11 protein-coding genes are annotated in these 24,919 nt (G+C 31.9%); 10 read left to right on the plus strand and 1 reads right to left on the minus strand.

The features are described from left to right. The first annotated feature begins 25 nt into the window (after positions 1 to 25). From DWW96_RS07315 to DWW96_RS07345, 7 genes are all read left to right on the plus strand, one after another. Positions 26 to 2,020, plus strand: a complete 1,995-nt coding sequence (locus DWW96_RS07315) for a DUF4430 domain-containing protein (RefSeq protein ID WP_117909979.1) — start codon at positions 26 to 28, stop codon at positions 2,018 to 2,020. Between the two features lie 32 nt (positions 2,021 to 2,052). Next, positions 2,053 to 2,976, plus strand: coding sequence for a MoxR family ATPase (locus tag DWW96_RS07320; RefSeq protein WP_022087965.1), 924 nt, complete (start codon positions 2,053 to 2,055; stop codon positions 2,974 to 2,976). After that, positions 2,969 to 4,069 (plus strand): DUF58 domain-containing protein, encoded by a 1,101-nt coding sequence (locus DWW96_RS07325; protein WP_117909980.1) that lies wholly within the window; start codon positions 2,969 to 2,971, stop codon positions 4,067 to 4,069. Before DWW96_RS07320 ends, DWW96_RS07325 begins: the two co-directional genes overlap by 8 nt. Continuing rightward, complete coding sequence (locus DWW96_RS07330; protein WP_117909981.1) at positions 4,066 to 6,192, plus strand: transglutaminase-like domain-containing protein; 2,127 nt, start codon at positions 4,066 to 4,068, stop codon at positions 6,190 to 6,192. The genes DWW96_RS07325 and DWW96_RS07330 overlap by 4 nt, the downstream gene beginning before the upstream one ends. Positions 6,193 to 6,261: 69 nt before the next feature. After that, complete coding sequence (locus DWW96_RS07335; protein WP_117909982.1) at positions 6,262 to 10,527, plus strand: cadherin-like beta sandwich domain-containing protein; 4,266 nt, start codon at positions 6,262 to 6,264, stop codon at positions 10,525 to 10,527. Positions 10,528 to 10,874: 347 nt separating this feature from the next. Beyond that, positions 10,875 to 16,304 (plus strand): hypothetical protein, encoded by a 5,430-nt coding sequence (locus tag DWW96_RS07340; RefSeq protein ID WP_117909983.1) that lies wholly within the window; start codon positions 10,875 to 10,877, stop codon positions 16,302 to 16,304. Positions 16,305 to 16,414: 110 nt separating this feature from the next. Continuing rightward, on the plus strand, positions 16,415 to 18,016 hold the full coding sequence (locus DWW96_RS07345) for an MBL fold metallo-hydrolase (protein ID WP_117909984.1): 1,602 nt from the start codon (positions 16,415 to 16,417) through the stop codon (positions 18,014 to 18,016). 218 nt (positions 18,017 to 18,234) lie between these two features. On the opposite strand, the gene DWW96_RS07350 is transcribed toward DWW96_RS07345, so the two are convergent. After that, the gene (locus DWW96_RS07350) at positions 18,235 to 18,609 is read right to left on the minus strand and encodes a hypothetical protein (RefSeq protein ID WP_117909985.1); all 375 of its coding nucleotides are present in this window, start codon (positions 18,607 to 18,609) and stop codon (positions 18,235 to 18,237) included. Between the two features lie 370 nt (positions 18,610 to 18,979). On the opposite strand from DWW96_RS07350, the gene DWW96_RS07355 reads away from it, so the two are divergent. The 3 genes from DWW96_RS07355 (at position 18,980) to DWW96_RS07365 (ending at position 24,735) form a co-directional block, all read left to right on the plus strand. Beyond that, positions 18,980 to 21,373: an amylo-alpha-1,6-glucosidase gene (locus DWW96_RS07355; protein WP_117909986.1), complete on the plus strand. Its 2,394-nt coding sequence runs from the start codon at positions 18,980 to 18,982 to the stop codon at positions 21,371 to 21,373. 25 nt (positions 21,374 to 21,398) lie between these two features. Further along, a complete protein-coding gene (locus DWW96_RS07360; RefSeq protein ID WP_022087973.1) occupies positions 21,399 to 22,814 on the plus strand; it encodes a phosphoglucomutase/phosphomannomutase family protein in 1,416 nt (471 codons plus the stop codon). Positions 22,815 to 22,938: 124 nt separating this feature from the next. Then, positions 22,939 to 24,735 carry a histidine kinase gene (locus DWW96_RS07365; protein ID WP_117909987.1) on the plus strand — a complete coding sequence of 599 codons (1,797 nt, stop codon included), beginning with the start codon at positions 22,939 to 22,941 and terminating at the stop codon, positions 24,733 to 24,735. Positions 24,736 to 24,919 lie beyond the last annotated feature (184 nt).

Below are 24,919 nucleotides of genomic sequence, written 5' to 3' on the forward strand. Positions count from 1 at the left end.
TTAAAGAGAAAAATTAGGAGAGGCTATGGTGAAAAATAATAAACGGATTATTAATAGAATAATAGTTATACTTACTGCCATGGCTTTAATCATAGGAACGTGGGGTATTCGGTATCACAAGGGGGATACACCGGTAAACCCAATGAATAATGAGGCAAAGGCATCTAAAGTGTATGAAAATGATGGCTTGCAGGTAGATGAATTTAATGATTATTCTAATTTGCAAAATTCAGATAACGAAGATAATCAAGAAAATAATGACAGTAATGACAACAGCAAAGAGACTAATAATGAAACAGATGGAAATGGCAATGAAAATATAAGTCTTAAAAGCACTTCTAACAAATCAGGAAATGGAAAAGAATCCGCAGATGAAGGAAAATCCAATAAAAGTAAAGGTAAATCTTTTGTGGATAAAGTAAATCAAAAAACAGAAACCCTATATTTTACAACTTCAATTATAGATGGAGAAACAATTTCTACATATGAATATGCATTTACGATTACACATTTAGTTGAAAGTCTTACGGTAGAACAACAGTTAGTGTATGTGAATGATGAGCAGATAAATAATTTTGATGGCAGAGTTATTCTTAAGGAAGGAACCAATACTATAGAAATAGTGGTTAATTACAGAAGAGATGACGGTCGTGAAATTATTGCAAAGAAAAAATATACGGTAAATGTAGATACAGGCAATTTGTTTATATCAACAGATTTGAAGGACCAGACTGTAAACAATCCGTTTTTCAAATTTAATTTGCAGGCAAAAATGGGTGAAAATGATGCAGATGTAAAGGTATCGTTAAATGGTAAAAATATAACGGGAAAAGATGGCAAATATTCTGTAATTTTAAAAAAAGGAAAAAACACAATAGTCGCAAAAGCTGAATATGATAAATATTCGATTACAAAAAAGTATGAAATAACTCTTGAATATGAGGATGGTTTTGGAATTGAAACCGATTTGGAAAATAAAACAGTTAATGCAGAAAATATTGAATTTCAGGCAGTTATAAGAAATGGAACAGATAAGGCGAAATTATCTGTAATTGTTAATGGAAACATAATTACAGGAAATGAAGGAGCATATACTTCCGGTTTAAAAATTGGTAATAACACCATTAGACTTAAGGCAACAGATTCAGGAAATGTATCCTTGAATAAAACCTTTACAATTAAATATGTTCCGTTGGCTACAAAAGATACTGAACCGGTTATTTCATATATAAATGTCACTGATGGAATGGAGGTTAAGGGCGAGAGTTTTACCTTATACATTGGGGCAATGGACTATAAGAAAAATAAAATTTATTATGACGGAATTGAAGTTAAATTAAATGGAAAGAAAATTCAGTACAGATGGTCTGCTAATTATGTTGGATATTTGCTTAATTTGCAAAATGGAGACAATAGCCTTGAAGTTAAGATAACAGACAGCGATGGAAGGTATAAGGAATATAGTTACAAATTAAAATGTACATATATAGATGAAGGAACCGTTATTGGTACGGCAACAGTAAGCATCGATGCGAAGGTTATTCATTTAGGAGTCCTATTAAGACCTAAAACAGTAGATATTTATTATGGAGATAACGCAGCAGATATATTTGAACGTGCTATAGAGAAAAGCGGATTCTCATATACAAACAGCGGAACAGTGGATAAAGGATTTTATCTTGAAACTATATCGAGACCGGGAATTTTAAGAGGCTGGATGATTGATGAGAAATTAAAAGATGAAATCATTGAGGATGGACTTCAGTTTAATATAGACCCTTCAACCGGAGAGTACATATATGACATGGATAGCTTAGGACAACTTGATTTCTGTCAGGGTTCAGGTTGGGCGTATAGTGTTAATGATGAATATAAAGAATACGGAATGTCGGAATATAAGCCAAAAGATGGTGATGATATAAAGATTAGATACACTTTGGCATATGGAAAGGATATTGGAGGATATAATCCGTCAAGCGGTTCTTATGGTATCAAAGATAAATATAGTGTTACATATTAAACGACTAGGCTTTCAAAAGAAAGGTATTAAAGATGAATAAAAAAATAGAAGATATTGTTTCAGAAGTTAAAAAGGTTGTAATAGGTAAAGATGAAATCATAGAAAAAGTATTAATGGCGATATTAGCCGGAGGACATATTTTATTAGAAGATGTGCCGGGAGTAGGAAAAACTACATTGGCATTAACTTTTAGTAAAGTATTAGGACTTGATTATAAGAGAATGCAGTTTACACCCGATAGTGTTCCATCAGATATAACAGGATTTTCGGTATATAACAAAAATAGTGGCGAATTTCAATATATGGAAGGGTGTGCAATGACAAATCTATTGCTTGCAGATGAAATTAACAGAGCTTCAAGCAAAACCCAATCTGCGTTACTTGAAGTAATGGAAGAAGGAAAGATAACAGTAGATGGAGTTACAAGAACAGTGGAAAAACCATTTGTTGTAATTGCAACTCAAAATCCTACAGGATGGATTGGAACACAAAGTCTTCCAAATTCTCAGTTAGACAGATTTATGATTAGACTTAATATGGGATATCCGGATATGAATAATCTGATAGAAATTATGAAAGACAGACATCATGAGAATCCGTTAGACAAAGTAAAGCATGTTATTAATAAAAATGAATTAATAAATTTGCAGGAATTGGCGGGAAATATTTATGTGTCAGATGAAATTTATGAATATATAAGTAAGCTTGTAGAAAAAACGAGAGAACATGAACTCATAAAATTAGGAATCAGTCCTAGAGGAGCATTGGCAATTTGCAAAATGGCGAAGGCAAAAGCGATGCTTGGTGGAAGAGATTATGTAGTGCCACAGGATGTTCAATATATTTTTAAAGACGTATGCAGCCACCGTATAATCGTGGAATCAAGGTCAATGATTAATGAAGTAAACACTGACGAAATAATGAAAGAAATAATAGAAAGTGTAGAAAATGAATAGAAAGAGCTTAGGATTTTTTTTACTGCTGTTATTATTTCTGATATCAGCAGTAGTGTGGCGGCAGAAATTATTTTTAATAATTCCTATAATTATGATTTTGACAGGAATACTTACATTTGCCTATGCAAAATTAGCAACTACGAATTTAAATGCAGAACTTAAATTCACAAATGTAGTGGATAAGGGCAAAAATGTTACAGGAAAAATAATAGTAAACAATAAATACCCTGTTCCATTAAATGAGATGGTTCTTAATTTTGAAATAAAGAACATACTTACAAGCGAGACAAAGAAAGTTAAAGAGAATTTGTTCCTTGGTATAACAAAGAAAAGTGAAATGCCACTTGAACTTGAATCTAAATATTGTGGATGCATAAAGGTAGAACTGAAAAATATCGAGATATTTGATATTTGGGGAATAGCGTCTATTAAGAAAAATTTTAATGAAAGTCAGCAGGTATATGTTATGCCGTATACCATTACACAAGATATTGAACTTGGAAATTCAAATGCAAAGGAAGCGTCAGATACATGGCAATTCATGGAGAATGTAGCAGGAGTTTCAGGAGAGGTATTTGATATTAAGGAATATCAGATTGGAGATAACATTAAAAATATCCATTGGAAATTAACAGGTAAATATGAAAATCCAATGGTTAAAAAAATGGCTAAAGAGGCAGAAGATTCAATCATATTAATTTTTGACAACCGATTTGAAAATTCCAAATATGAAATGGCGGATGCTTTAGCAGAAATGTTCATATCATTAAGTAGGAATCTTTTTAACGAAAATATTCCTCATACTATAGGATGGTGGCAGGAAGATAAAGAAAAATATATTTCATATAACATAAGAAGTGAACAGGATTTAGTAAGCAGATTACCTAAAGTATTAGCAGCAGGAAAATGCTTAAACAAGACATCAGAATATGAGAATTATATAGCAAAAATGTCATTTGAAAAAGCACATACGGTTATAGTGGCAGAAACAAAATCTGATGTACATAATATAGCGGCAAAAGGCGTTACGTGGCTTACTGTAGATGATGAATTAAATTCGCACATAAAACAAAGAAGGGCAATTAAAATATGAAAAATCAAAATACTGTTGATTTAAGAAAACTGAATAAAGAAGATAAAAAATCAACAGATATTTTGATGGCTTTGATTATGGAATTAATTGTTCTGGTTGGAATAACAGGATTTGTATTTAAAGTGACAGAGTTTAGGATAACGGCATTTGGATTAAATATGAAAGTTATTTTAAATGATATTTCTGATTTAATCGGAAAAAAATATGGAATGATTACTCAAAAGTACATATTAAATCCTGACTTTAAAATGGATTTGCTTTTAATAGGACTATTAGCTTTAATTGCAATTGTTTTATATATTGCAATTAAATATGAAAATCAGGCAGTATTTGCAATTGGAATAATAGTCACAGTAGTTATTCAGGGAATGTTTGGTGGTAAAAAAAGTTGCCTTATGGCAGCAGTTTTAATATTTGCAAATATAATTTGCCTAAATAAAAAAAGATTAAGCAGTGCATTTGAACAAAATAATAAAAGCAAAGTATTAATAGTCTTTTCAATGCTTGTTATTAGCATTTTATGTGTTCCAATATCATATGAGACTAATACAGATAAGATGTTGGAAAACTTAAACCAAAATATAAATCATAAAACAGATGATTTGAGATATTTAGAGAAAAATAAGATTGCATTGAAAGTAAAAATGTCAAAGCCACAGTCTTATTATTTGAAAGGCTTAGTGGCAGGAGATTTTTCGCAAAACGGTTGGAATGAAACAGATAAAAAGAAAATGTACAAGTATGCAGATTTATTCTTCTGGTTACATAAAGAAAATTTTTATGGGCAGACACAATTGTTTAATGCAAAAAGCGAGGGCAATAGTGAAATTGATATAAACAAGATGACTATTAATGTTTTAGGGGCATCTTCTAAATACATTTATTCACCATATGAATATGTTTCAGATAATGATGGGTTAACAGATAAAGATGAAATAGGAGATGAAAAGCTTCTGTCAAAAGGCTTATATGGCACAAGAAAATATGAACTTGATGTGTCAGATAACATAGTGACTAATTATTCAGATATTGTGGAAAATCTTAAAAATAATGGAGATAAGCCGACAAAGTATTTAAAAAACGAAAATTACTATAATGAATTTGTATATAAAACATATTTGGATTTGACAGTAAAGCAAAAGGAAATACTTGGTACATATTTGAAAAAAGATAATGATAATCATGATTCATACAGTTACGCGAAATCAGAGATACTAAATTATTTAAATAAAAATATTAAATATAGTAAAAAGTTTCAGGGGATAAATGATTATGGAAATTTTTTAAATGAATTTATGGAAGTTAGCAAATCAGGAAATGATAAAGATTATGCTACGGCAACAGTTTTAATGTTCAGATACTTTGGAATACCGGCAAGGTATGTTGAAGGATATCTTATTACGCAGGATGATGTGAAAGATGCTGATGATAACAGCACTATTAACATACCTAAGAATAATTTTCATTGTTGGGCAGAATATTATCAGGATGGTGTTGGATGGATTCCATTTGAAACTATTAAATCATATATGGATTTGATGGGAACGAATGACAGCTTTACATCGGGCTTGGAGAATGAAACAAATGATAACAGGCAGATTAGTCAGGAAATAGACAGAGATAATTATAATGGTGAAGAACCTGAAAAAGAAAAAAAGGATGATAATGATAAAAATGAATCTGAATTAAATTACCTGATATGGATTATTTGCAGTTTATTAGTAATTGCAATTATTACGGCTGTTATCTATGAAATAAGATTATATTTTATCAGAAAAAATATAAAACAGGATAACAACAATGCCAATACAAATAAGGCAATAATGAATTTATTTTCATATCTTATGAATGCATACTTTATCATTGATAAAACTAATAGATTTAAGAATTTAGAAAAATATGAAGAATTTCTAAAGGCTTATGAGAGTGAGTGTGAAGCAGGATATTTGGAAATGATGACATTATATCAAAAGGCAAGATATAGCAACAAGACTTGTACTAAGGAGCAGGTAAATCAAATGAAATATTACTGTGAAAATGTTAGAAAAGATATTTTCCTGAAACTTAGCAAATGGCAGAAATTTAAATGGAAATTTGTTTATAAATATGGAAGCCTTAAATAATGTTTAAATGCAAAATAAGAGAAATATAAGATAGTAGCAAATAGTTTATGAAAAAACATATAAAGTAAAATGAGTGAGAACGAAATGAAAAAAAGAATTTATGGATGGATTTTAAGTTTAATAATTGTAATAACCACATGTTTTGCTAATTGTGGAAGTCTAATTACTGTATATGGAGAAACAGAAGAGAAAGGTACCGTTACAGTTTATTTTACATTGAGTGAAGATGGAAAATTTGTAACGGGAAATGATGATAATGAAACTGTTTTGTGCCATATTCCTGTGACTATAAGTTATTTTGACTTAGCTGAATATGGTATGGAGGATTACTACAGATATGAAGCAGATTCATTTGAAGAAGGTGGAAGATACAATAGTGATAAAATTGTAGAAAGACCGACATTACTTCATCTTTTCATTAAAATGCTTGAAAAGTATTATCTTGGAAAAGGAGAAAAATTTGTAGTAAATGACAGATTACAGGATGCAATGAGTATTTCCGGTTCTGCAACAAGTTTATATATGACAAGATTTTGGGGACATGATGAAAACTTAATGTATTATGTTAATCACGAATATCCGCTTCAGGCAGCAGGATGGGGGTCAACATCTGACTATATTTTACTTGAAGATGGAATGGAAATCGATGTGGCAATGTTTTCTGATTGGGATTTCTATCACACGGGTGCATTTTCATTTTTTACAAGTGAAAGCACAAAGTGTACAAATCCCGGAATTTTTGACATACATACAAATGAAAACATAACTTTGACAATGAGGGGAACTGCAACAAATGCAGCAAATGATGGTAATTCATCTTTCGTAGGTGAAGCGATGCCCGGTGAAAAAGTAGTGTACTGTAATGCTTTGCAGGCGGTGTCGGATTATAACAATGATAATTGGAAAGAATTAAGTCAGGAAACTGACGATAATGGACAGATAACATTAACATTTGACAAACCCGGAACTTATTATGTTTCATCAACATCAACTTATGAAAATTATAAATTGAGTTCAGGAAATGCATGCGTTGCACCACCAATTGCAGTAATCAATGTTTCCGGAGAAAACGTATCAGAAGAAACAACAGAAAATCATCCCGGAGAATATGACGGCAGATTAATAAAAAACATTGAAATAAGTAATGGCATTTCAGATAATTCGAAATCTTATAAGTTTGATGCACCATTTGATGCAAATACAAAAGAATATACAATTACGGTTCCCGATTATGAAGATTCAGTATGCGTAAAGGTGGGATTAGAAGAAAGTGTACCTGATGGAACAGAAATTAAAGCTAACTATACGGATACAAATGGTGAAAGCAAAGAAATAATTATCAGTGGAAATGATGAACTGGGAAAGAAACTGGGAAAAATCATTGAAAAAGGAACTGTTGATAATAAATTTGTATTAACAGCAGCTTATAGCAAAGTTGTAGAAAAATACACATTCAATATAAAAAGACAGACAACATTAAAAGGTATTACATTTGCAAATGAAAAAACAGGCAGAAATATTTCCATACAACCTGAATTCAACAGGGATACTTACGAATATGAAATAAGCATTCCGAAAAATTTGGAAAAGATAGAAACACAGATAGTTCCATATGATGAAAATTACAACATATATGTAAATGACGAACCTGTTGATGGAAACAGTAAGATTGATATTAGCACAGAAATAGATGGAATAAAGATTAGTGCTAAAAAAGATGAGTGCAGTTATTCGACTTACATAATTAAAATTGCAAAAACAAATCTTGCTAATACAGATTTTAAATTAACGAACGGAAGTATTATTCAGATAAAAAATAGTGATGGAGAAATTATAGCAGGTAAAAATGTTGTTGATACGCAGTTTACGGCAGAAAACTTGCTTGAAGGTGAAAAATATACTTATGTCGTTACTAAATACGGATATAAATCTGTAAGTGGAAGCTTTGTTGCAGGAGCAAATACTAATATAGATGCAACACTAAAAGAAGCTGATGTTAATAATGCAATAAATAAAGGAATTACTTCTATATGGAGTAATTTCAGAGGCAATGATGAAAATAATGGTGTGACAAAAGCATTAACACCTACTGACTATACAAATTCTATGCTTTATTGGGCAGAAAAAGTTGGTACGGGATTTGGAAGCGGGGCACCAAGTTCGCCGATTCTTGTTGGAGATGATTTGGTATATACTACAGCGACATCGATTGTAAAGGTAGATACCATAACAGGAAAAGTAATTAAAAGTGGAAACATGATAAGAACCTCAGCTTTTAATATTACACCTCCAACATATGCAGACGGAATGATATTTGTTGCACTTGCAAGTGGAGCAATACAGGCATTTAATGCAGAAACATTAGAATCCTTATGGGTTTATGAAGACCCATTATATGGTCAGCCAAATTCACCGATTACCTATCACAACGGATATATTTATACAGGATTTTGGAATGGTGAGACAGGAAATGCAAATTATGTTTGTTTGTCAGTTACAGATGAAGATGTAAATGACAAAACAGAAAAAAAGACAGCGAGCTGGACATATACATCAAAAGGTGGATTTTACTGGGCAGGAAGTTATGTATGTGACAAATATCTTGTAGTAGGAACAGATGATGGAGCGAAAGCGGACGAAGAAGGTAAAGGTTCATTGATAGTTCTTGATTCGTTAACAGGCAATCTTATATCAAAATATGATGATGTAAGAGGCGATATTAGATGTAGTGTTAGTTTTGATAAAGAAACAGAAAGATTTTATTTCACATCAAAAGGTGGAGATTTCTGTTCAGCAAAAATTGATTCAGATGGAACAATTGAAGAAGTGAAAAAACTTGATATGGGAAGTTCAAGCACTTCAACTCCTGTTATTTGCAATAAAAGGGCTTATGTTGGAGTTAAAGGAAAAGAACAGTTCGGAGTTAATTCAGGACATCATATTGCAGTTGTAAATCTGGATGATATGAGTGTTGCATATAACTTAAGCACAAGAGGCTATCCTCAGACAAGTGGTCTTGCAACGACAGGATATGAGTCAGAAGAAGGATATACATATGTATACTTTATAGATAATTATGAGCCGGGAAAAATAAGAGTACTTAAAGATAAACCGGGACAGACCAAAGCAATAATTACAAGAGATAGTGAGTACGAGGATGAAAATGATTATAACGTTTTGTTTTCACCAAAAGGTGCTCAGGCAAATTATGCAATCTGCAGTTTGATTTCGGATGATTATGGAACAATGTATTTTAAAAACGACTCAGCATACATGATGGCACTTGGAAGCAAAATAACAAAAATACAGGTAACAAAACAGCCGGATAAACTTGAATATAAAGCAGGCGAAAAATTTGAACCTAGCGGAATGGAAGTTACAGCTTTTTATTCAAATGGAAAAACAAGAAATGTTACTAAATATGTAACTGTTGATGATAGAGCACTGACGTCAGTGATGTCTGATGTGGAAGTTTCATTTAATTATGTACTTTATAATGATGAACTTTCTACTTACGGCAAATTTGATCCATTAATAGACACTGTAAACATTACCGTTACAGACAAAGAAGGTGAAGAAAAAGCAGCAGATGTCGTAAATAAAATAAACGGTATAGGTGATGTTATAACTCTTGATTCAAAGCAGGCAATAATTGATGCAAGAAATGCATATGACCAGCTTGATAGTTCACTTGAAAAATTTGTAACTAACTACCAAAAGTTAATTGATGCTGAAAATGTATTCAGAAGAATTGCAAAAGAATATTTGGATTCAAATTCACTTGGATTTACCGGAAACAATAAAGGATTCCAGAAAATAAATTTAAGTTGGAATAACTTAAGTTATGCAGACGGATACCTGCTTTATAAGTTAGATAATAAAACAGGGGAATATAAGGAAATTGCAAACTTTAAAGAAACAGGATACGAAGATACACAGGCAATAGTTGGTAGTACATATCAATATAAAATTATTCCTTTTATCAGAATTTCAAATAAGACAGATGGGGTAATTTTAGGAAATGAATCCATTGTACAGACAAAATCAGAACTTGAAAAAGCAAACGGACTTAAGGTAAAAAAACAGGGCAAAAAATACTTAAAAATAAAATGGAACAGAAATAAAAACTTTAGTGGATATGTTGTATACAGAAAAGAAGGAAAGAGTAAAAAATTCAAAATAATAAAAACAATAACTTCGAATAAGAAGACAACATATATAGACAGAAAAGTAAAAAGAAACAAAAAGTATTATTACAAAATCAGAGGTTTCAGAACAGTAGACAAAAAGAAGATATACGGAAAATATTCAGCCGTAAAATCTATAAAACGTTAAATTATACATAAGTAGCCATAACTGCAGATTACACGTGCATGGAATTTGCAGCTATGGCGAAGATGTATAAAAGTATAACTTTTGGTTTAAATTGTGAAATTTGCCATAGTTAATGAAATAAAAATTACCATTACTGATACAAAGTTATTTATTTATCGTTGCTAATATTTGTGACTTTTTGATGGAACATAATTATATGTAGCAAACGATAGGAAGTTTTTCGCAATTTTGCGAGCATAGTGTAAATAAAAAAGTAATGTTTGAGCTATCAGGTAAGTTTTACTTTCACTAATTATGGCAAGTCTCACAGCAAAAATATGGGACTAAAAAAACAAAGGAGAGAAGAGATGAAACAAGTGGGAAAGAAAATGCTTGCATTTTTATTGGCAATAACAATGATTGCCGGTATGACACTTAATGATGTCACAATTGCAAGAGCAGAAGAAAAAGCACCATGCATTACATTAAGCGATGGTGTAAAGGAAGAAGTGAATGAGACAACTTATATCTATAATGGATATAAGCCATATTTAGGGGACAAATTCACTGACAGCGAAAAACATGGAATGGTTTATTATGAAAGCAGAAGTGTTTACGATGAAGAAAGCAAAACATGGTCAGAACCTTCAAAATATGAAGAAATCACTATCGGCTTTGCAAGCAGTCTTCCGGAATATGCAGTAACAGAAAGCACTCCGGGAAAATATAAGTATAGCTGGAAAGCATATTGTAAAACAACAGGCTTACTTTCAGAAGCAACTTATACAGTTTATTTAACTGTACAGGACCCTGAAGAAACAACATATGACATGACATTTTATGTTGGAAGAGATAATGAAGGGGCAAATAAGAATCCTGAAATAAAATTGTATAAGACATTAGGACAGAATGAAGAAACAGGTTACGATGAATTTGATGAATCAGAAGAAATTAAACTTGAAGGTGGAAATCTTGATTCAAGTGGACAATATAGAGTATACACAGCTTCATTAAATGGTGGAACATATTCATACAGAGCATTTGGATATGATGAAAGTACACAAGAGTATACAAATCCATTAGGCGGTATGTGCGTTAACGTTCCAATGTCATCTAATGTAACTCAGTCAGGATATGATTCAAAATCAGTATATATCAGATGTACAAATGTAAGTTCAAGAACAAAGTATGACGGAAATAATTATTTAACAGCGGACCAGTATACTACAGAAGTTGTTTGCCCTTATTATAGTTGTACAGCTACACCTGGTGCACCATATGTAAATGCAGGCATTACATACTATCCATATATGCTTGTAGCTCAGGGAAATGCATGCCTTTACAATTATTTTGCATATCCAAATAAAGACATAGCAGAAGAATATGATCTTACTTATGGATATGGAATTAACGGTACAGTACAAAAAGGTTATTCAACATTTTCATGGTCACCTTCAGTTGTTTCAAGAATTACATCAGCTATTACAGTACCTGATGAAGCGAAAGCACAGGTATATTTCCAGATGAACAACTTTAGGGATAAAGAAATTGAAAGTTATAAGCAAAAAACTAATTCAGATGGAACAGTAACATGGTATTTCTATGTTCCAAAGTCAAATGGAAATTATTCATATCGTGTATCTAAAGATGGATATGTAACTAAGGCAGGATATATGAGCCTTGGAAGCGAACAATCAGCAACATTTTCAGTTGATTTGGATAGAAAAGATGTTACAAGTCATGATTTCAGTGGCTTAGACAGCAGAGTATTAACAAGAGATGAAGCAAACTTAATTATGAATGTAAGTGATAAGAATGTTAAGAACATTGACGTTGATGAAACATTCAGACTCAGAGCTTACAGAGTATGGGAAATTATTAATAGTGATGCAGGAAATATAATGATTGAACCTGATTTTAATTATGAAATTTTATCAGGTGCAGATAATATTGATATAGAAGAAGTAGAAGATAATAGAACTAACGGAAAAGGAAACTGGTTAGATATTAAAGGTGTTAAAGCAGGAACAGCCGTAATTGCAGTTACCTATAATGCTATAGATGTTGATGGTACATCAAGCGGAGGATTTTACCCTGCAATATCTCCAAAGAGAACAGGTATAGCAATAATCCATGTCGGAAATGAAAAATCAGACATTTCTGATATAGGAGTAAAAAATGTAAATGGAAAAGACTGGTGCTGGAATTATGACACATTCTTCTTTAATGGAAAAGAAGGAAGTATGAACATTGCACCATATGCTTCAAGTGGAATTGATAAAGTTGAAGTTATTCCGGTAAAAACAACAGATGACTTACATAGTAGTTTTGAAGATGGAATAGCAGTTGAATCAAATGAAAATGGAACATATGATGTAAACCTTAAAGAAGGAAATAACATTATAAAAGTTACATCAAAGAATGGTTCTGTAGGATATCAGGTTGTAAGAGCTGCTAAAGTTCAGATGAATTATGAAAACATGTCAAATCCCGGAGAAGAAATTATGCCTGGAGATAAGGTTAAAATAACATTTGATGGGCTGTACAGATCAATTCCAAAGGTTTCAGGTATTTTCAATCCTGTAGTATTACAGATAATAGGAAATACATCGGATGGTACTAAGTTAACAGGTCAGATTTCACAGTATCAGGTTGCTGACAGTGGATCATTGGAAGTTACAATACCTTCTAATTTGACATTTGAAGATGGACAGGAACAGACAGATTATACAATTTCAAATGGATACATAAATTTACAGTCAATGTATAGTTATGCAGATGCATGGAAATATATGTATACACTAACAGATGCAGGTATTGGAACAAACTTTAACGCAGTAATTGTTACAGGACAGCATTCAACAATTTCAGATTTCTCTATTCCTGTAAATAGAAAAGTAACTTATGGAGTTAATGTTAATGTAACAGATGAACAGGGAAATGAAATTAAAGGCTATGACTTATCTGTAGTAAATAAAAATACAAACGAAACAGTTGAAGATTTCAGTGCACTTGGATATGCAAGATACAGCTATAGTGTTAAGGCAAATGGATATGTAGCAAAATATGGAACATTTACTTTAGGTTCAAAGACAGAGGTAAGTGATGGAAAAACAACAATAACTATTGTGTTAAAGAAAGCTGATGAAAATGCATGGGATGGAAAAACATTCACAGAACCACAGATGGATGAAGAAGGTACATATTTAATTGGAACAGGTTCAGAACTTGCATGGTTTGCTAACGAAGTAAATTCATCAACAGCAAAGACAACATCAGCATTAAATGCAAAATTAACAAAGGATATTGATCTTGCCGGATACAATTTCCCACAGATTAGTTATTATAATTCAAGTTCAGCTTATGTATATTATGGTGGAACATTTGATGGTGACAATCATAAAATATATAATTTAAGAATTGATAAAACAGCTATAAATGCATCAACAGTTTATGGTGGATTATTTGCATATACAAATGGTGCAAAATTAAACAATCTTACAGTAGAAGGTGATGTTGTAATTACAGCTCCATCTACAATGAGTGTAACAAAAGCAAATACAGGTGGTATTGTAGGATACGCTTCAAATACAGAAATTAATAATGTAACAGCAGATGTAAATGTTGAAATTAAAGACTACGTAAAAGGAAACTGGAGTTACATTGGTGGTATTTGTGGATATACAAAAGGAACAGTAATTAAAAACTCAAAGAACAAAGGAACTATTTCAGGAAACAGATACACAGGTGGTATTGTAGGCACTACAAATGGCACTGTTGAAAACTGTGTAAACGAAGGAAATGTTGTTTCAACAGCAGGTTATGCAGGCGGAATCTCAAGTGAAATTACAACAAGTGCAACGATTACAAACTGTATTAATACAGCAAATATTGAAAGCAAAACAGGTTTAATGATTGGTGGAATTGTTGGCTATGCAAATGGTTCTGCAGATTCATCAGTAAATAACTGTATCTCTCTTGGAACAGTTTCAAGTGCTGCAACAGGTGATACATTAGGCTCAATAATAGGATCGTTAACAAGAGGAAAAGTAACAAACTGTTACGGTGTTTCAAAAGATAAAGTTGTATGCGGTAAAGTAAATGCTACATATGCAACAGTAACAGATAGCTATGCATCAGATGATTGCAATGAAGTACTTTACAAATATGCAACAGGAAAAGAGTTAAATGATTGTAGCGAAGATGCTAAAAATGAAATTGTAGAAATTACTTCTAAGTATGCACAGTTACTTATGGATAACAGTAAGACTACAGAAGAAAAAATAAATGCAATTTCAGATATTTCTAATGAAAACTTTGATAAGTGCATATTAGAAAATGAAAATGTAAATGTTACGGTAAATGCTCAGGATAATAACAAATTTATCGTAGCTTCAAAGACAGTAGAAGTTAATGGATATTTAGCTGAAAGATATGGCTATACAGATGCAGTAAAAGATGGAGTATCAGCTCTCGATGTTCTCGTTGCAGCACATGAATATGTATACGGAGATAAATTCACAACTTCAACAGCAAAAGATTACATTGATTTTAGTACAAGCCAGTATGGTACATTTGTTTCAAAGGCATTTGGAAAAGATGCTTCAACATTTATGTATTCAATTAATGGAAAATATCCACATAATGATGAATTAGTAAATGGATATTACACAGGATATACAGTAGACCAGGCTAAAACAGCAGACAATGATGTAGTTGATTTCTATTTCCTTCAGGATGCAGGATATTCAGATGATTTATCAACAATTAAGCTTGATACAGACAGCACAACAACAGATAAAACATTTAATGTATCAGTAAGTGGATATAATTATGCATGGTATGGTGCATGTGAACAGTCAGTTATTGATGCAAATACACATGCTGTTAAAGGTGCAAAGATTGGAATTGTTGATGTTAAAACAGGTGAAATTACACCAATCGATGGAGCAGTTACTGACGAAAATGGTAATGCAACAGTAAACATTGATAAGGCAGGAAAATATATTGTTACAGCATATGTTGATGATAAAGACAACACTCCAATATTAATGCAGCAGGCAACAATTAATGTAGAGTGGGCAAAACCATTAGAAGTAAAAGGTGTTGCAATTGCAAAACAGAATAAAAATGAAGTATCAGTTATGTGGCAGCAGAGCTTAGAACAGATAAGATTAGGACAGATTTACAATGTATATGTTGATGGAGAGTTATACAACAAATATCCTGCAGCAACAACTGTAACATATACATTTGACAAAACAGGAAAGCATACAATTAAGATTACTTCAGAACTTAATGGATTTGAAACCGATGGTTATACAGTTGAAGTTGAAATTGAAGAGGAAACAACAACTGAAATAACAACAGAAGCAGTTAAAGAAAGCATAACAAAAGATTTAACAACAGAAAGCACAACTGCAAAAGACACAACAAATGTTTCTACTACTGCAAATCAGACAACAACAGAAAATGTAACTACAACAACTAAAGCTACAACAAAGGCAGTTAAGACAGTAAAAATTAAAAAGACAGTAAAGAAAAAATCAGCTAAGAAAGTAGCAATTAAGTTAAGAAAAGTTAAGAAAGCAAAAGGCTATGAAGTTTTAGTTGCTAGAAATAACAAATTTGCCGGAAAGAAAGTTATTAAGATAACTTCTAAGAAGGTTAATGTAGTTGTAAGAAAACTTAAACCAAATAAAACTTATTATGTTAAAGCAAGAGCATATGAAGTTGTTAATGGTAAAAAAGTATATGGCAATTGGAGCAAAGTAAAGAAGATTAAAAACAAAAAATAAAAAAATAAACCAATAAAATCGTTTTATATTTTTGACCCTGTAATCATAAAATGATATAATAAAAATATTAATTAGTTCGGATTAAAATTTAATATAAAGGGGATGATTTTATGATTATAACATTTCTTGGAGCAGACCATGAGGTTACAGGAAGTTGCCACTATTTACAGGTTGGGGATAAAAAAGCTATTGTAGATTGTGGTATGGAACAGGGAAAGGATATTTATGTAAATCAGGAGTTGCCCGTGGCAGCAGGAGATATAGATTACATATTTTTAACTCATGCCCACATTGACCATTCAGGATTAATTCCGCTTATGGTAAAGAGAGGCTTTAAGGGACAGGTATTTGCAACGAAAGCAACTTGCGAATTATGTAACATAATGCTTCGTGATAGTGCACATATCCAGGAATTTGAAGCTGAATGGAAAAGCAGAAAGGCAAAGAGAGCCGGTAAGGAAGAATATGAACCAATCTATACGATGGCAGATGCAGTAGCTGCCTGTGAATTAATGGTTCCGGTAAACTATGATGAAACTGTGAGTGTATGTGATGAATTCCAGATTAAGTTTGTAGATGCAGGACATTTGCTTGGTTCATCAAGCATCGAGGTAAAAGTTACTGAAGGTGATGTGTCTAAGACGATAATTTTCTCAGGAGATATTGGTAATATTAATAAACCAATAATTAAAGATCCTAAGACAATGGATGGAGCTGATTATGTCTTAATAGAATCTACATATGGTGACAGATTCCATGAAGAAAGACCTGATTATGTAAAAGCTCTGGCGAGAATATTAAACGAAACATTTGCAAGAGGTGGAAATGTAGTTATCCCGTCATTTGCCGTAGGCAGAACTCAGGAAATGCTATATTTCCTCCGTATTATTAAAAGAGATAATATGGTTAAGAACTATCCTAATTTTGAAGTGTATGTAGATAGTCCGCTTGCCATAGAGGCAACAAATGTATTTAATAATAACGTAATTGATTGCTTTGATGAAGAAACAATGGAATTAATTAACATGGGAGTTAACCCGTTGAAGTTCGATGGATTAAAGGTTTCAGTTACAAGTAATGAATCTGTTGCTATTAACCAGAATAATATGCCAAAAGTTATATTGTCTGCATCAGGTATGTGTGAAGCCGGAAGAATACGACACCACTTGAAGCATAATCTGTGGAGAGAGAACTCTACAATATTATTTGTAGGTTATCAGGCAGTCGGTACGTTAGGAAGAGCAATACTTGAAGGAGCAACAACAGTAAAACTTTTTGGTGAAGAAATAGCTGTTAAGGCAAGAATAGAATCCTTAAAAGGTATAAGCGGTCATGGAGATCAGAAAGAGTTAGTAAAATGGCTCGAAGCTATGAAGAAAAGACCACAGAAAGTCTTTGTAGTTCATGGTGAAGATGAGGTATGTGATATTTTTGCAAAACTTTTAAGAGATGAACATGGATATGATGCATATGCTCCTTACAGTGGAACACAGTTTGACCTGGCAACAGGTGAATTAATAAAAGAAGGAGTTCCAATCAGAATACAAAGCAACTCTTCAAAACAGAGAAAACCATCTACTGTATACGAAAGATTACTTGCTGCAGGGCAGAGACTTCTTGCAGTTATTAAACGTAATGAAGGCGGTGCAAATAAAGACCTTGCAAAATTTGCCGACCAGGTACAGGCACTTTGTGATAAATGGGATAGATAAAATTTTATTATTAAGTTAAAAGCTATTAATTAAAAAAGCTACCACTTTACAAATTACGTAAAGTGGTAGCCTTTTTTTGTAAAACATCCCAATTTGGTATTTTTACATGATTAGAAAAACATTGTTTTTCTAAAAGTGGCTTTTTGATTTTAACATTACAAATTAATTATAGTCGAAAAAAGTCGATAATTATTTTATTTGAAAATAGTACGCTATTTTTAAACTAAACTGCATTTTTTCTTCACATCATCACTATAATAAGTGTTTTTGACAAGTTTATCATAGTAGAGGTAAAGCTTTTGTACTCCTCTTTCGAGAAAGAAATAATGCCTTATGTAAAATAAAAGAAGAATGTATATTGCAAGCAAAAATACAAACACACATATACTTTGGAGGATATAATTTGCCAAAGTTGTAAAAATTGCAATAATTGCAAATGTAACTGTTACGATTAAATGAATAAGTCTTTCATTTTGGAAAAACTGAATCTGTTTCATAAAATCGTTAAAAACTGCTTCACGTTCATTGTCTGACAATTCTTTTGATGTGACCATTTCCATATGGTCCAAAAATTCCTGTAATCGTTCTCTCATATAAACCTCCCAACTTTGATGTTTATTTATATGTATATTTTACACCTAAACAAACATAAATAAAGTCTAAAATTAAATTGATTTTCTTTATTTTCATAATGAATCTACAATTTACGGAAACAAGTTGCATGCATTAAAGTCGCGTTAGCTCCACCGATATTAAATAAATTTATTTAGCTAATATTTATGCCATCCAGACTAGATAGATTAACATGTAAATTATTGCTGATTTGTATTTATTTGTTCCAAATAACAAAAAATAAAAACAAATCTGACAAAAAGAGAAAAGTAATAACAAGTACGTTCATTCAAAAAAGAGATTATATTTGCTATCATTATTTTAACTAAGAAAATAGGCAGGGAGAGGATTATGAGATACGGACATTTTGATAATGAAAAAAGAGAGTATGTAATAGACAGAGTGGATCTTCCTACATCATGGACGAATTATTTAGGTGTGAAAGATACATGTGTGGTAGTTAATCATACGGCAGGTGGTTATATGTTTTATAAAACACCTGAGTATCATAGAGTAACAAGGTTTAGAGGCAATTCAGTGCCAATGGACAGACCGGGACATTATGTGTATGTAAGAGACAATGATAATGGTGATTACTTTAGCATTTCATGGCAGCCGGTAGGAAAGCCACTTGATAAAGCTAAGTATAAGTGCAGACATGGATTATCATATTCTGTTTATGAATGCGAATATGATAAATTAAAAGCAAGTCAGAAACTTTGCGTTCCAATAGAAGATGATGTTGAACTTTGGGATGTAGTTATTGAAAATACAGACAATAAACCTAGGAACTTAAGTATTTTTTCTTATTGTGAATTTTCCTTCCATCATATTATGATAGATAATCAGAATTTTCAGATGAGTTTGTATTGTGCGGGTTCCTCATATAAGGATGGAATTATATTGTATGACTTATTCTATGAAGAATTTGGTTATCAGTATTTTACTTCAAATTTTTCTCCAGATGGCTTCGATTGCCTCAGAGACAAGTTCCTGGGTTTATATCATACGGAAGATAATCCACAGGCAGTAATAAATGGACAATGTACAGGTTCATTTGAAAAAGGAAATAATCACTGCGGTTCTTTACAGAAAAATATTATAATACAACCGGGCGAAAAAGTCAGACTTATCTTTATGTTAGGTGAAGGCGATGACACAGAAGGCAGAAGAATAAGAGAAAAGTATAGCGATTTTACAAATGTGGACAAAGCATACAAAAATTTGGAAAAGTATTGGAATGATAAAATTAATAAATTAACAATTGAAACTCCAAGTGAAGCAATGAACACAATGATTAATATATGGAATTTATATCAGTCAGAAGTTAATGTAATGTTTTCAAGATTTGCATCTTTCATCGAAGTAGGTGGAAGAACGGGATTAGGATATAGAGATACGGCGCAGGATTCAATGACTATACCGCATTCTAATCCGGAAAAGTGTAAACAGAGAATAGTACAGCTTCTTAATGGATTAGTTTCAAAAGGATATGGATTACATTTATTCCAACCGGAATGGTTTGAAAAGAAAAAGGATGATAAGAAACCTTTTAAATCACCTACAGTAATTCCGGGAATTAATAAGTCAGATATAATACATGGTATTGAAGATGCATGCTCAGATGATGCTTTATGGCTTATACCATCTATTGTGGAATATATAAAAGAAACAGGAGAAATCGAATTTGCTGATCAGATTGTTCCATATGCAGATAAGGGAGAAGGTACTGTATATGAACATATGATGAGAATATTAGATTTTTCAGCAAAAGAAGTAGGAGCAACAGGAATTTGCTTAGGACTTAGGGCAGATTGGAATGACTGCTTAAATCTTGGCGGAGGAGAAAGTGCTTTAGTATCATTTTTACATTATTGGGCAATAAACAATTTTATAGAATTAGCACAGTATCTTGGAAGAGATGATGATGTTAAGAAATATAAGGAAATGGCCATGCATGTAAAAGATGTATGTAATAATGAATTGTGGGATAAAGATTGGTTTATAAGAGGAATAACCAAAAACGGAAAGAAAATTGGAACAAGTACAGATAAAGAAGGTAAAGTTCATTTAGAGTCAAATGCCTGGGCAGTATTGTCGGGGGCGGCATCGGAAGAAAAAGGCATTAAGGCTATGGACAGTGTAAAAGAATATTTGGCAACACCATATGGAATAATGTTAAATGCTCCATCGTATACAGTTCCTGATGATGATATAGGATTTATCACAAGAGTATATCCGGGTGTCAAGGAAAATGGTGCGATATTCTCACATCCAAACCCATGGGCATGGGCAGCGGAATGTGTACTTGGAAGAGGCAACAGGGCAATGGAATATTATAATTCATTATGTCCATACAATCAGAATGACATGATTGAAATCAGAGAAGCAGAACCATATTCTTATTGCCAGTTTATCATGGGAAAAGACCATACTGCATACGGAAGAGCAAGACATCCGTTTATGACAGGAAGTGGAGGATGGTCATATTTCTCAGCAACAAGATATATGCTTGGAATCAGACCTGATTTTGATAAATTAAATATTGATCCATGCATTCCAAAGGAATGGGATAAATTTAAAGTTCACCGTGTATGGAGAGGCGCGGAGTACGATATAAATGTAGTTAACCCTAATAAGGTTAATAAAGGAGTTAAAGAAATAAAATTAAATGGGGAAATAGTAGATTTTATTCCGGTTATGGAAAAAGGAAGCCATAATCTGGTTGAAATCACCATGGGGTAGCATAAGGTATAATGAGGAGGATTACATGATTAAATTTGGAACAGGCGGCTGGAGAGCAGTCATAGGAGATGAATTTACTAAGAAAAACATTCAATTATTAGCTCAGGCTATGTGCAACAAAATGAAAGCAGAAGGCAAGACTGATAAAGGAATGATAATTGGTTATGACAAGAGATTTTTGTCAAAAGAAGCTATGAGATGGATGGGACAGGTATTTGCAGCACAGGAAATTACAACATTGCTCGTTAACAAATCAGCGCCTACTCCTCTTATTATGTTCTATGTAGAAAAACATGAAATGCCATATGGAATGATGGTAACAGCAAGCCATAATCCGGCTATTTACAATGGTGTAAAAGTATTTACTTATGGTGGCAGAGATGCTGATGAAAATCAGACAAAAGAAATAGAAGACTACGCTTCAAAAATAGATGTGGATTCTATAGAAGAAATGGATTATGATGAGGCAGTAAGCAAAGAGTTGATTAAAGAAATTTATCCTTTAAATGAATACTTAGATAATATAATTAATGCTGTAGATATGCAGAAAATCAGAAATGCAGGTCTTAGAGTTGCTTTAGACCCGATGTATGGAGTTTCTGAAATACCTTTAAAAACATTACTGCTTACGGCAAGATGTGATGTAGAAACAATACATGACAGACATGATACCTTATTTGGTGGAAAGCTTCCATCACCAAGTGCATCAACTCTTAGAGGTCTTATGACAAGAGTAATTGATTATGGATTTGACATAGGAATTGCTACAGATGGAGATGCGGACAGAATTGGAGTTATTGATGATACAGGAAGATTTCTTCATCCAAATGACATTCTTGTGTTATTATATTATTATCTTGTAAAATATAAAGGATGGCATGGTGCAGTAGTTAGAAACGTAGCTACAACACATATGCTTGATAAGGTAGCAAATAAGTTTGGGGAAACTTGTTACGAAGTTCCGGTAGGTTTTAAGTATATATCAGCAAAAATGACTGAAGAAAATGCAGTTATTGGCGGGGAATCTTCCGGAGGACTTACAGTACGTGGACATATTAATGGTAAAGATGGTATTTATGCAGCAATGTTACTTATAGAAATGATAGCAGTTACAGGAAGAAAGTTATCTGAAATATATAAAGACATTGAAGCTGAATGCGGAGCTATTTATATGGAAGAGCGTGACTACAAATTTACAAAAGAAAAGAAAGAAGAAATTCACAAAATATTAATGGAAGATAAACAGATTCCTGAATTGCCATATAAGATTCAGCATGTTTCGTATATGGATGGAAGCAAAGTTTATTTTGAAAACGGAGGATGGGTAATTGGCAGATTCTCAGGAACTGAACCATTGATTCGTATTTTCTGTGAAATGCCAACAAAAGAACAGGCTATTGAAGTTTGTGAAATATATGAGAAATTCTTAGGATTAAAGTAGTAATTTTGGAGTAACATAAGTTTAATAAGTCATTTATATAATAATTATTTATATAATATTAGTAACAGAATAATAAATAAGTTTCCCAACAGAAATAATAGTAAAAGTTGAAGGGAGACTAATAATGAAAAAGAACAACAGATATAATGCACTAAATAAAGAAGGGAAAAAGGCAAATCTGACCTTTGGGATGATTCGACTGCTGGTAATATGCCTTGTAGTACCGTTTGGAGCATTGTCGGTTGTTCTTTTTTTCTCGTCAGCTTCAAAAACTTCTAATCAGGTAAGAAATACAGTAGTTACATCTATGGAAAATGCTGCAGAAAACTGCAACAGTAATATAGAAAAAGTAATACAGGAATCAAAGCAGGCTTCATATGACAATGTCATAAGAACAAGTTATTTACAATTCCTAAAAGATAAAAATGAAGCGGTAATGTACAGAGAAATATCTAGTTATCTTAGTGAAAAGTACAAATATAATTCAATGATTTCAAGCACAATTGTTGTATTTAAAGAAAAAACAACAATGGAATATTATACGTATAGCAATGTTGCGGGAGCGACTTATGCAAGTATTTCAGATTTTAAAAATAATGCTATGACACAGATAAAGTCAGTAGCTCAAAGAATGGGAACTAATACTAAATTTATAGAGATAGGAGAACATCTGTATTTAGTTAGAAATCTGGTTACAAGTGATTACAATCCTTATGCAATTATTGTTATGGAAATAAATAAATCAAATATGTTTAAAAGCATGGATAATGTAGTGTGGAGAGAAAATGGGGCTATATTTCTAGATGGAGATATGGTATGTGAACCTGATTATGAAAATGATATAAATAATGAAAAATTCAAAATTTATGCTGATAATAATAAAAGAAATTATGGAGAAGTTACAGAAACAGAAAGCAATTATGATAGTAACAATTATACTGTAAATCTGTACACAAGATGCAATAATCAGCAGTTTACATATATTGTTAAATTAAATCGAATGGAAGTACTTAATGAATCGTTTACGTATGTATATATATATGTATTAATCATTTTGATTACAATTTTATTGGCAGCGTTAACATTTTATTATTTTTACAGAAATATCAATAAACCAATTTCAGATTTGATGGAAATGTCTGAAAAGATTGAAGAAGGAGAATATGGAATAACTTTACCTGCATTTGAAGGAAATAAAGAATTTGGAAAACTAATAGATACATTTAACCATATGTCATTAGGACTTGAAGAATCTTTTAATCGAATATATGCAGAAGAAGTAGCATTAAGAGATGCAAATATGCAAGCGTTGCAGTCACAGATTAATCCACATTTTCTAAATAATACATTGGAGATTATTAACTGGAAGGCCAGAATGAGTGGAAATCATGATGTAAGTGGAATGATTGAATCTCTTGGAGTAATGATGGAAGCGACAATGAATAGAAAAAAAGAAAAATTCATCACTATTGAAGAGGAACTTAAGTACGTAGATGCTTATTTGTATATCATTCATCAGAGATTTGGAAGCCGATTCCATTTTGATAAAGATGTGGATGAAAATTTACTTAATTTAAAGATTCCAAGACTTATAGTACAGCCAATTGTAGAAAATGCTGTAGAGCATGGAGGAGATAAAGAGGGGAATATTATAGGAAGCCTGAAAATATATGCAGATTACAATAACTTGTATATAGTTGTTCATAATAATGGAAATATGACTGAGGCTGATAAAGCGAAGATAGAAATATTACTTTCGGATCAGAAACTGGAAGAGAATGTACATAATATCGGAATTAGAAATGTAAACATGAGACTTAAGCTTTTATATGGTGAAAACAGTGGTTTATCTATAGAAAACATTGATGACAATCTTACTGAAAGTAAACTGAAAATAGATAGGTTTAAAATGGAAAATTGACAAAAATAGCAAAATTTTTAAATTGAAAACAATAAAATACAAATTTTTGCAAAAAGATTAAATATTTTATACAAAAATGAACAACTATATTCAACAAATAAACAAGCAAAATCATTAACTTTTTTGTGCAATTCGAATAGAATAATACATGTAATAAATAATAGATACGGAAAAAACTTATAAC

Origin of the sequence: Eubacterium sp. AF17-7 (assembly GCF_003461285.1) — a bacterium.
In the GTDB taxonomy this organism is placed as follows: Bacteria; Bacillota; Clostridia; order Lachnospirales; family Lachnospiraceae; genus Eubacterium_U; species Eubacterium_U album.

Bases quoted from the DNA above. Each gene is read 5' to 3' on its own strand.
- DWW96_RS07315 (WP_117909979.1), top strand. From the start codon at position 26: ATGGTGAAAAATAATAAACGGATTATTAATAGAATAATAGTTATACTT.
- DWW96_RS07320 (WP_022087965.1), top strand. From the start codon at position 2,053: ATGAATAAAAAAATAGAAGATATTGTTTCAGAAGTTAAAAAGGTTGTA.
- DWW96_RS07325 (WP_117909980.1), top strand. From the start codon at position 2,969: ATGAATAGAAAGAGCTTAGGATTTTTTTTACTGCTGTTATTATTTCTG.
- DWW96_RS07330 (WP_117909981.1), top strand. From the start codon at position 4,066: ATGAAAAATCAAAATACTGTTGATTTAAGAAAACTGAATAAAGAAGAT.
- DWW96_RS07335 (WP_117909982.1), top strand. From the start codon at position 6,262: ATGAGTGAGAACGAAATGAAAAAAAGAATTTATGGATGGATTTTAAGT.
- DWW96_RS07340 (WP_117909983.1), top strand. From the start codon at position 10,875: ATGAAACAAGTGGGAAAGAAAATGCTTGCATTTTTATTGGCAATAACA.
- DWW96_RS07345 (WP_117909984.1), top strand. From the start codon at position 16,415: ATGATTATAACATTTCTTGGAGCAGACCATGAGGTTACAGGAAGTTGC.
- DWW96_RS07350 (WP_117909985.1), bottom strand. From the start codon at position 18,609: ATGAGAGAACGATTACAGGAATTTTTGGACCATATGGAAATGGTCACA.
- DWW96_RS07355 (WP_117909986.1), top strand. From the start codon at position 18,980: ATGAGATACGGACATTTTGATAATGAAAAAAGAGAGTATGTAATAGAC.
- DWW96_RS07360 (WP_022087973.1), top strand. From the start codon at position 21,399: ATGATTAAATTTGGAACAGGCGGCTGGAGAGCAGTCATAGGAGATGAA.
- DWW96_RS07365 (WP_117909987.1), top strand. From the start codon at position 22,939: ATGAAAAAGAACAACAGATATAATGCACTAAATAAAGAAGGGAAAAAG.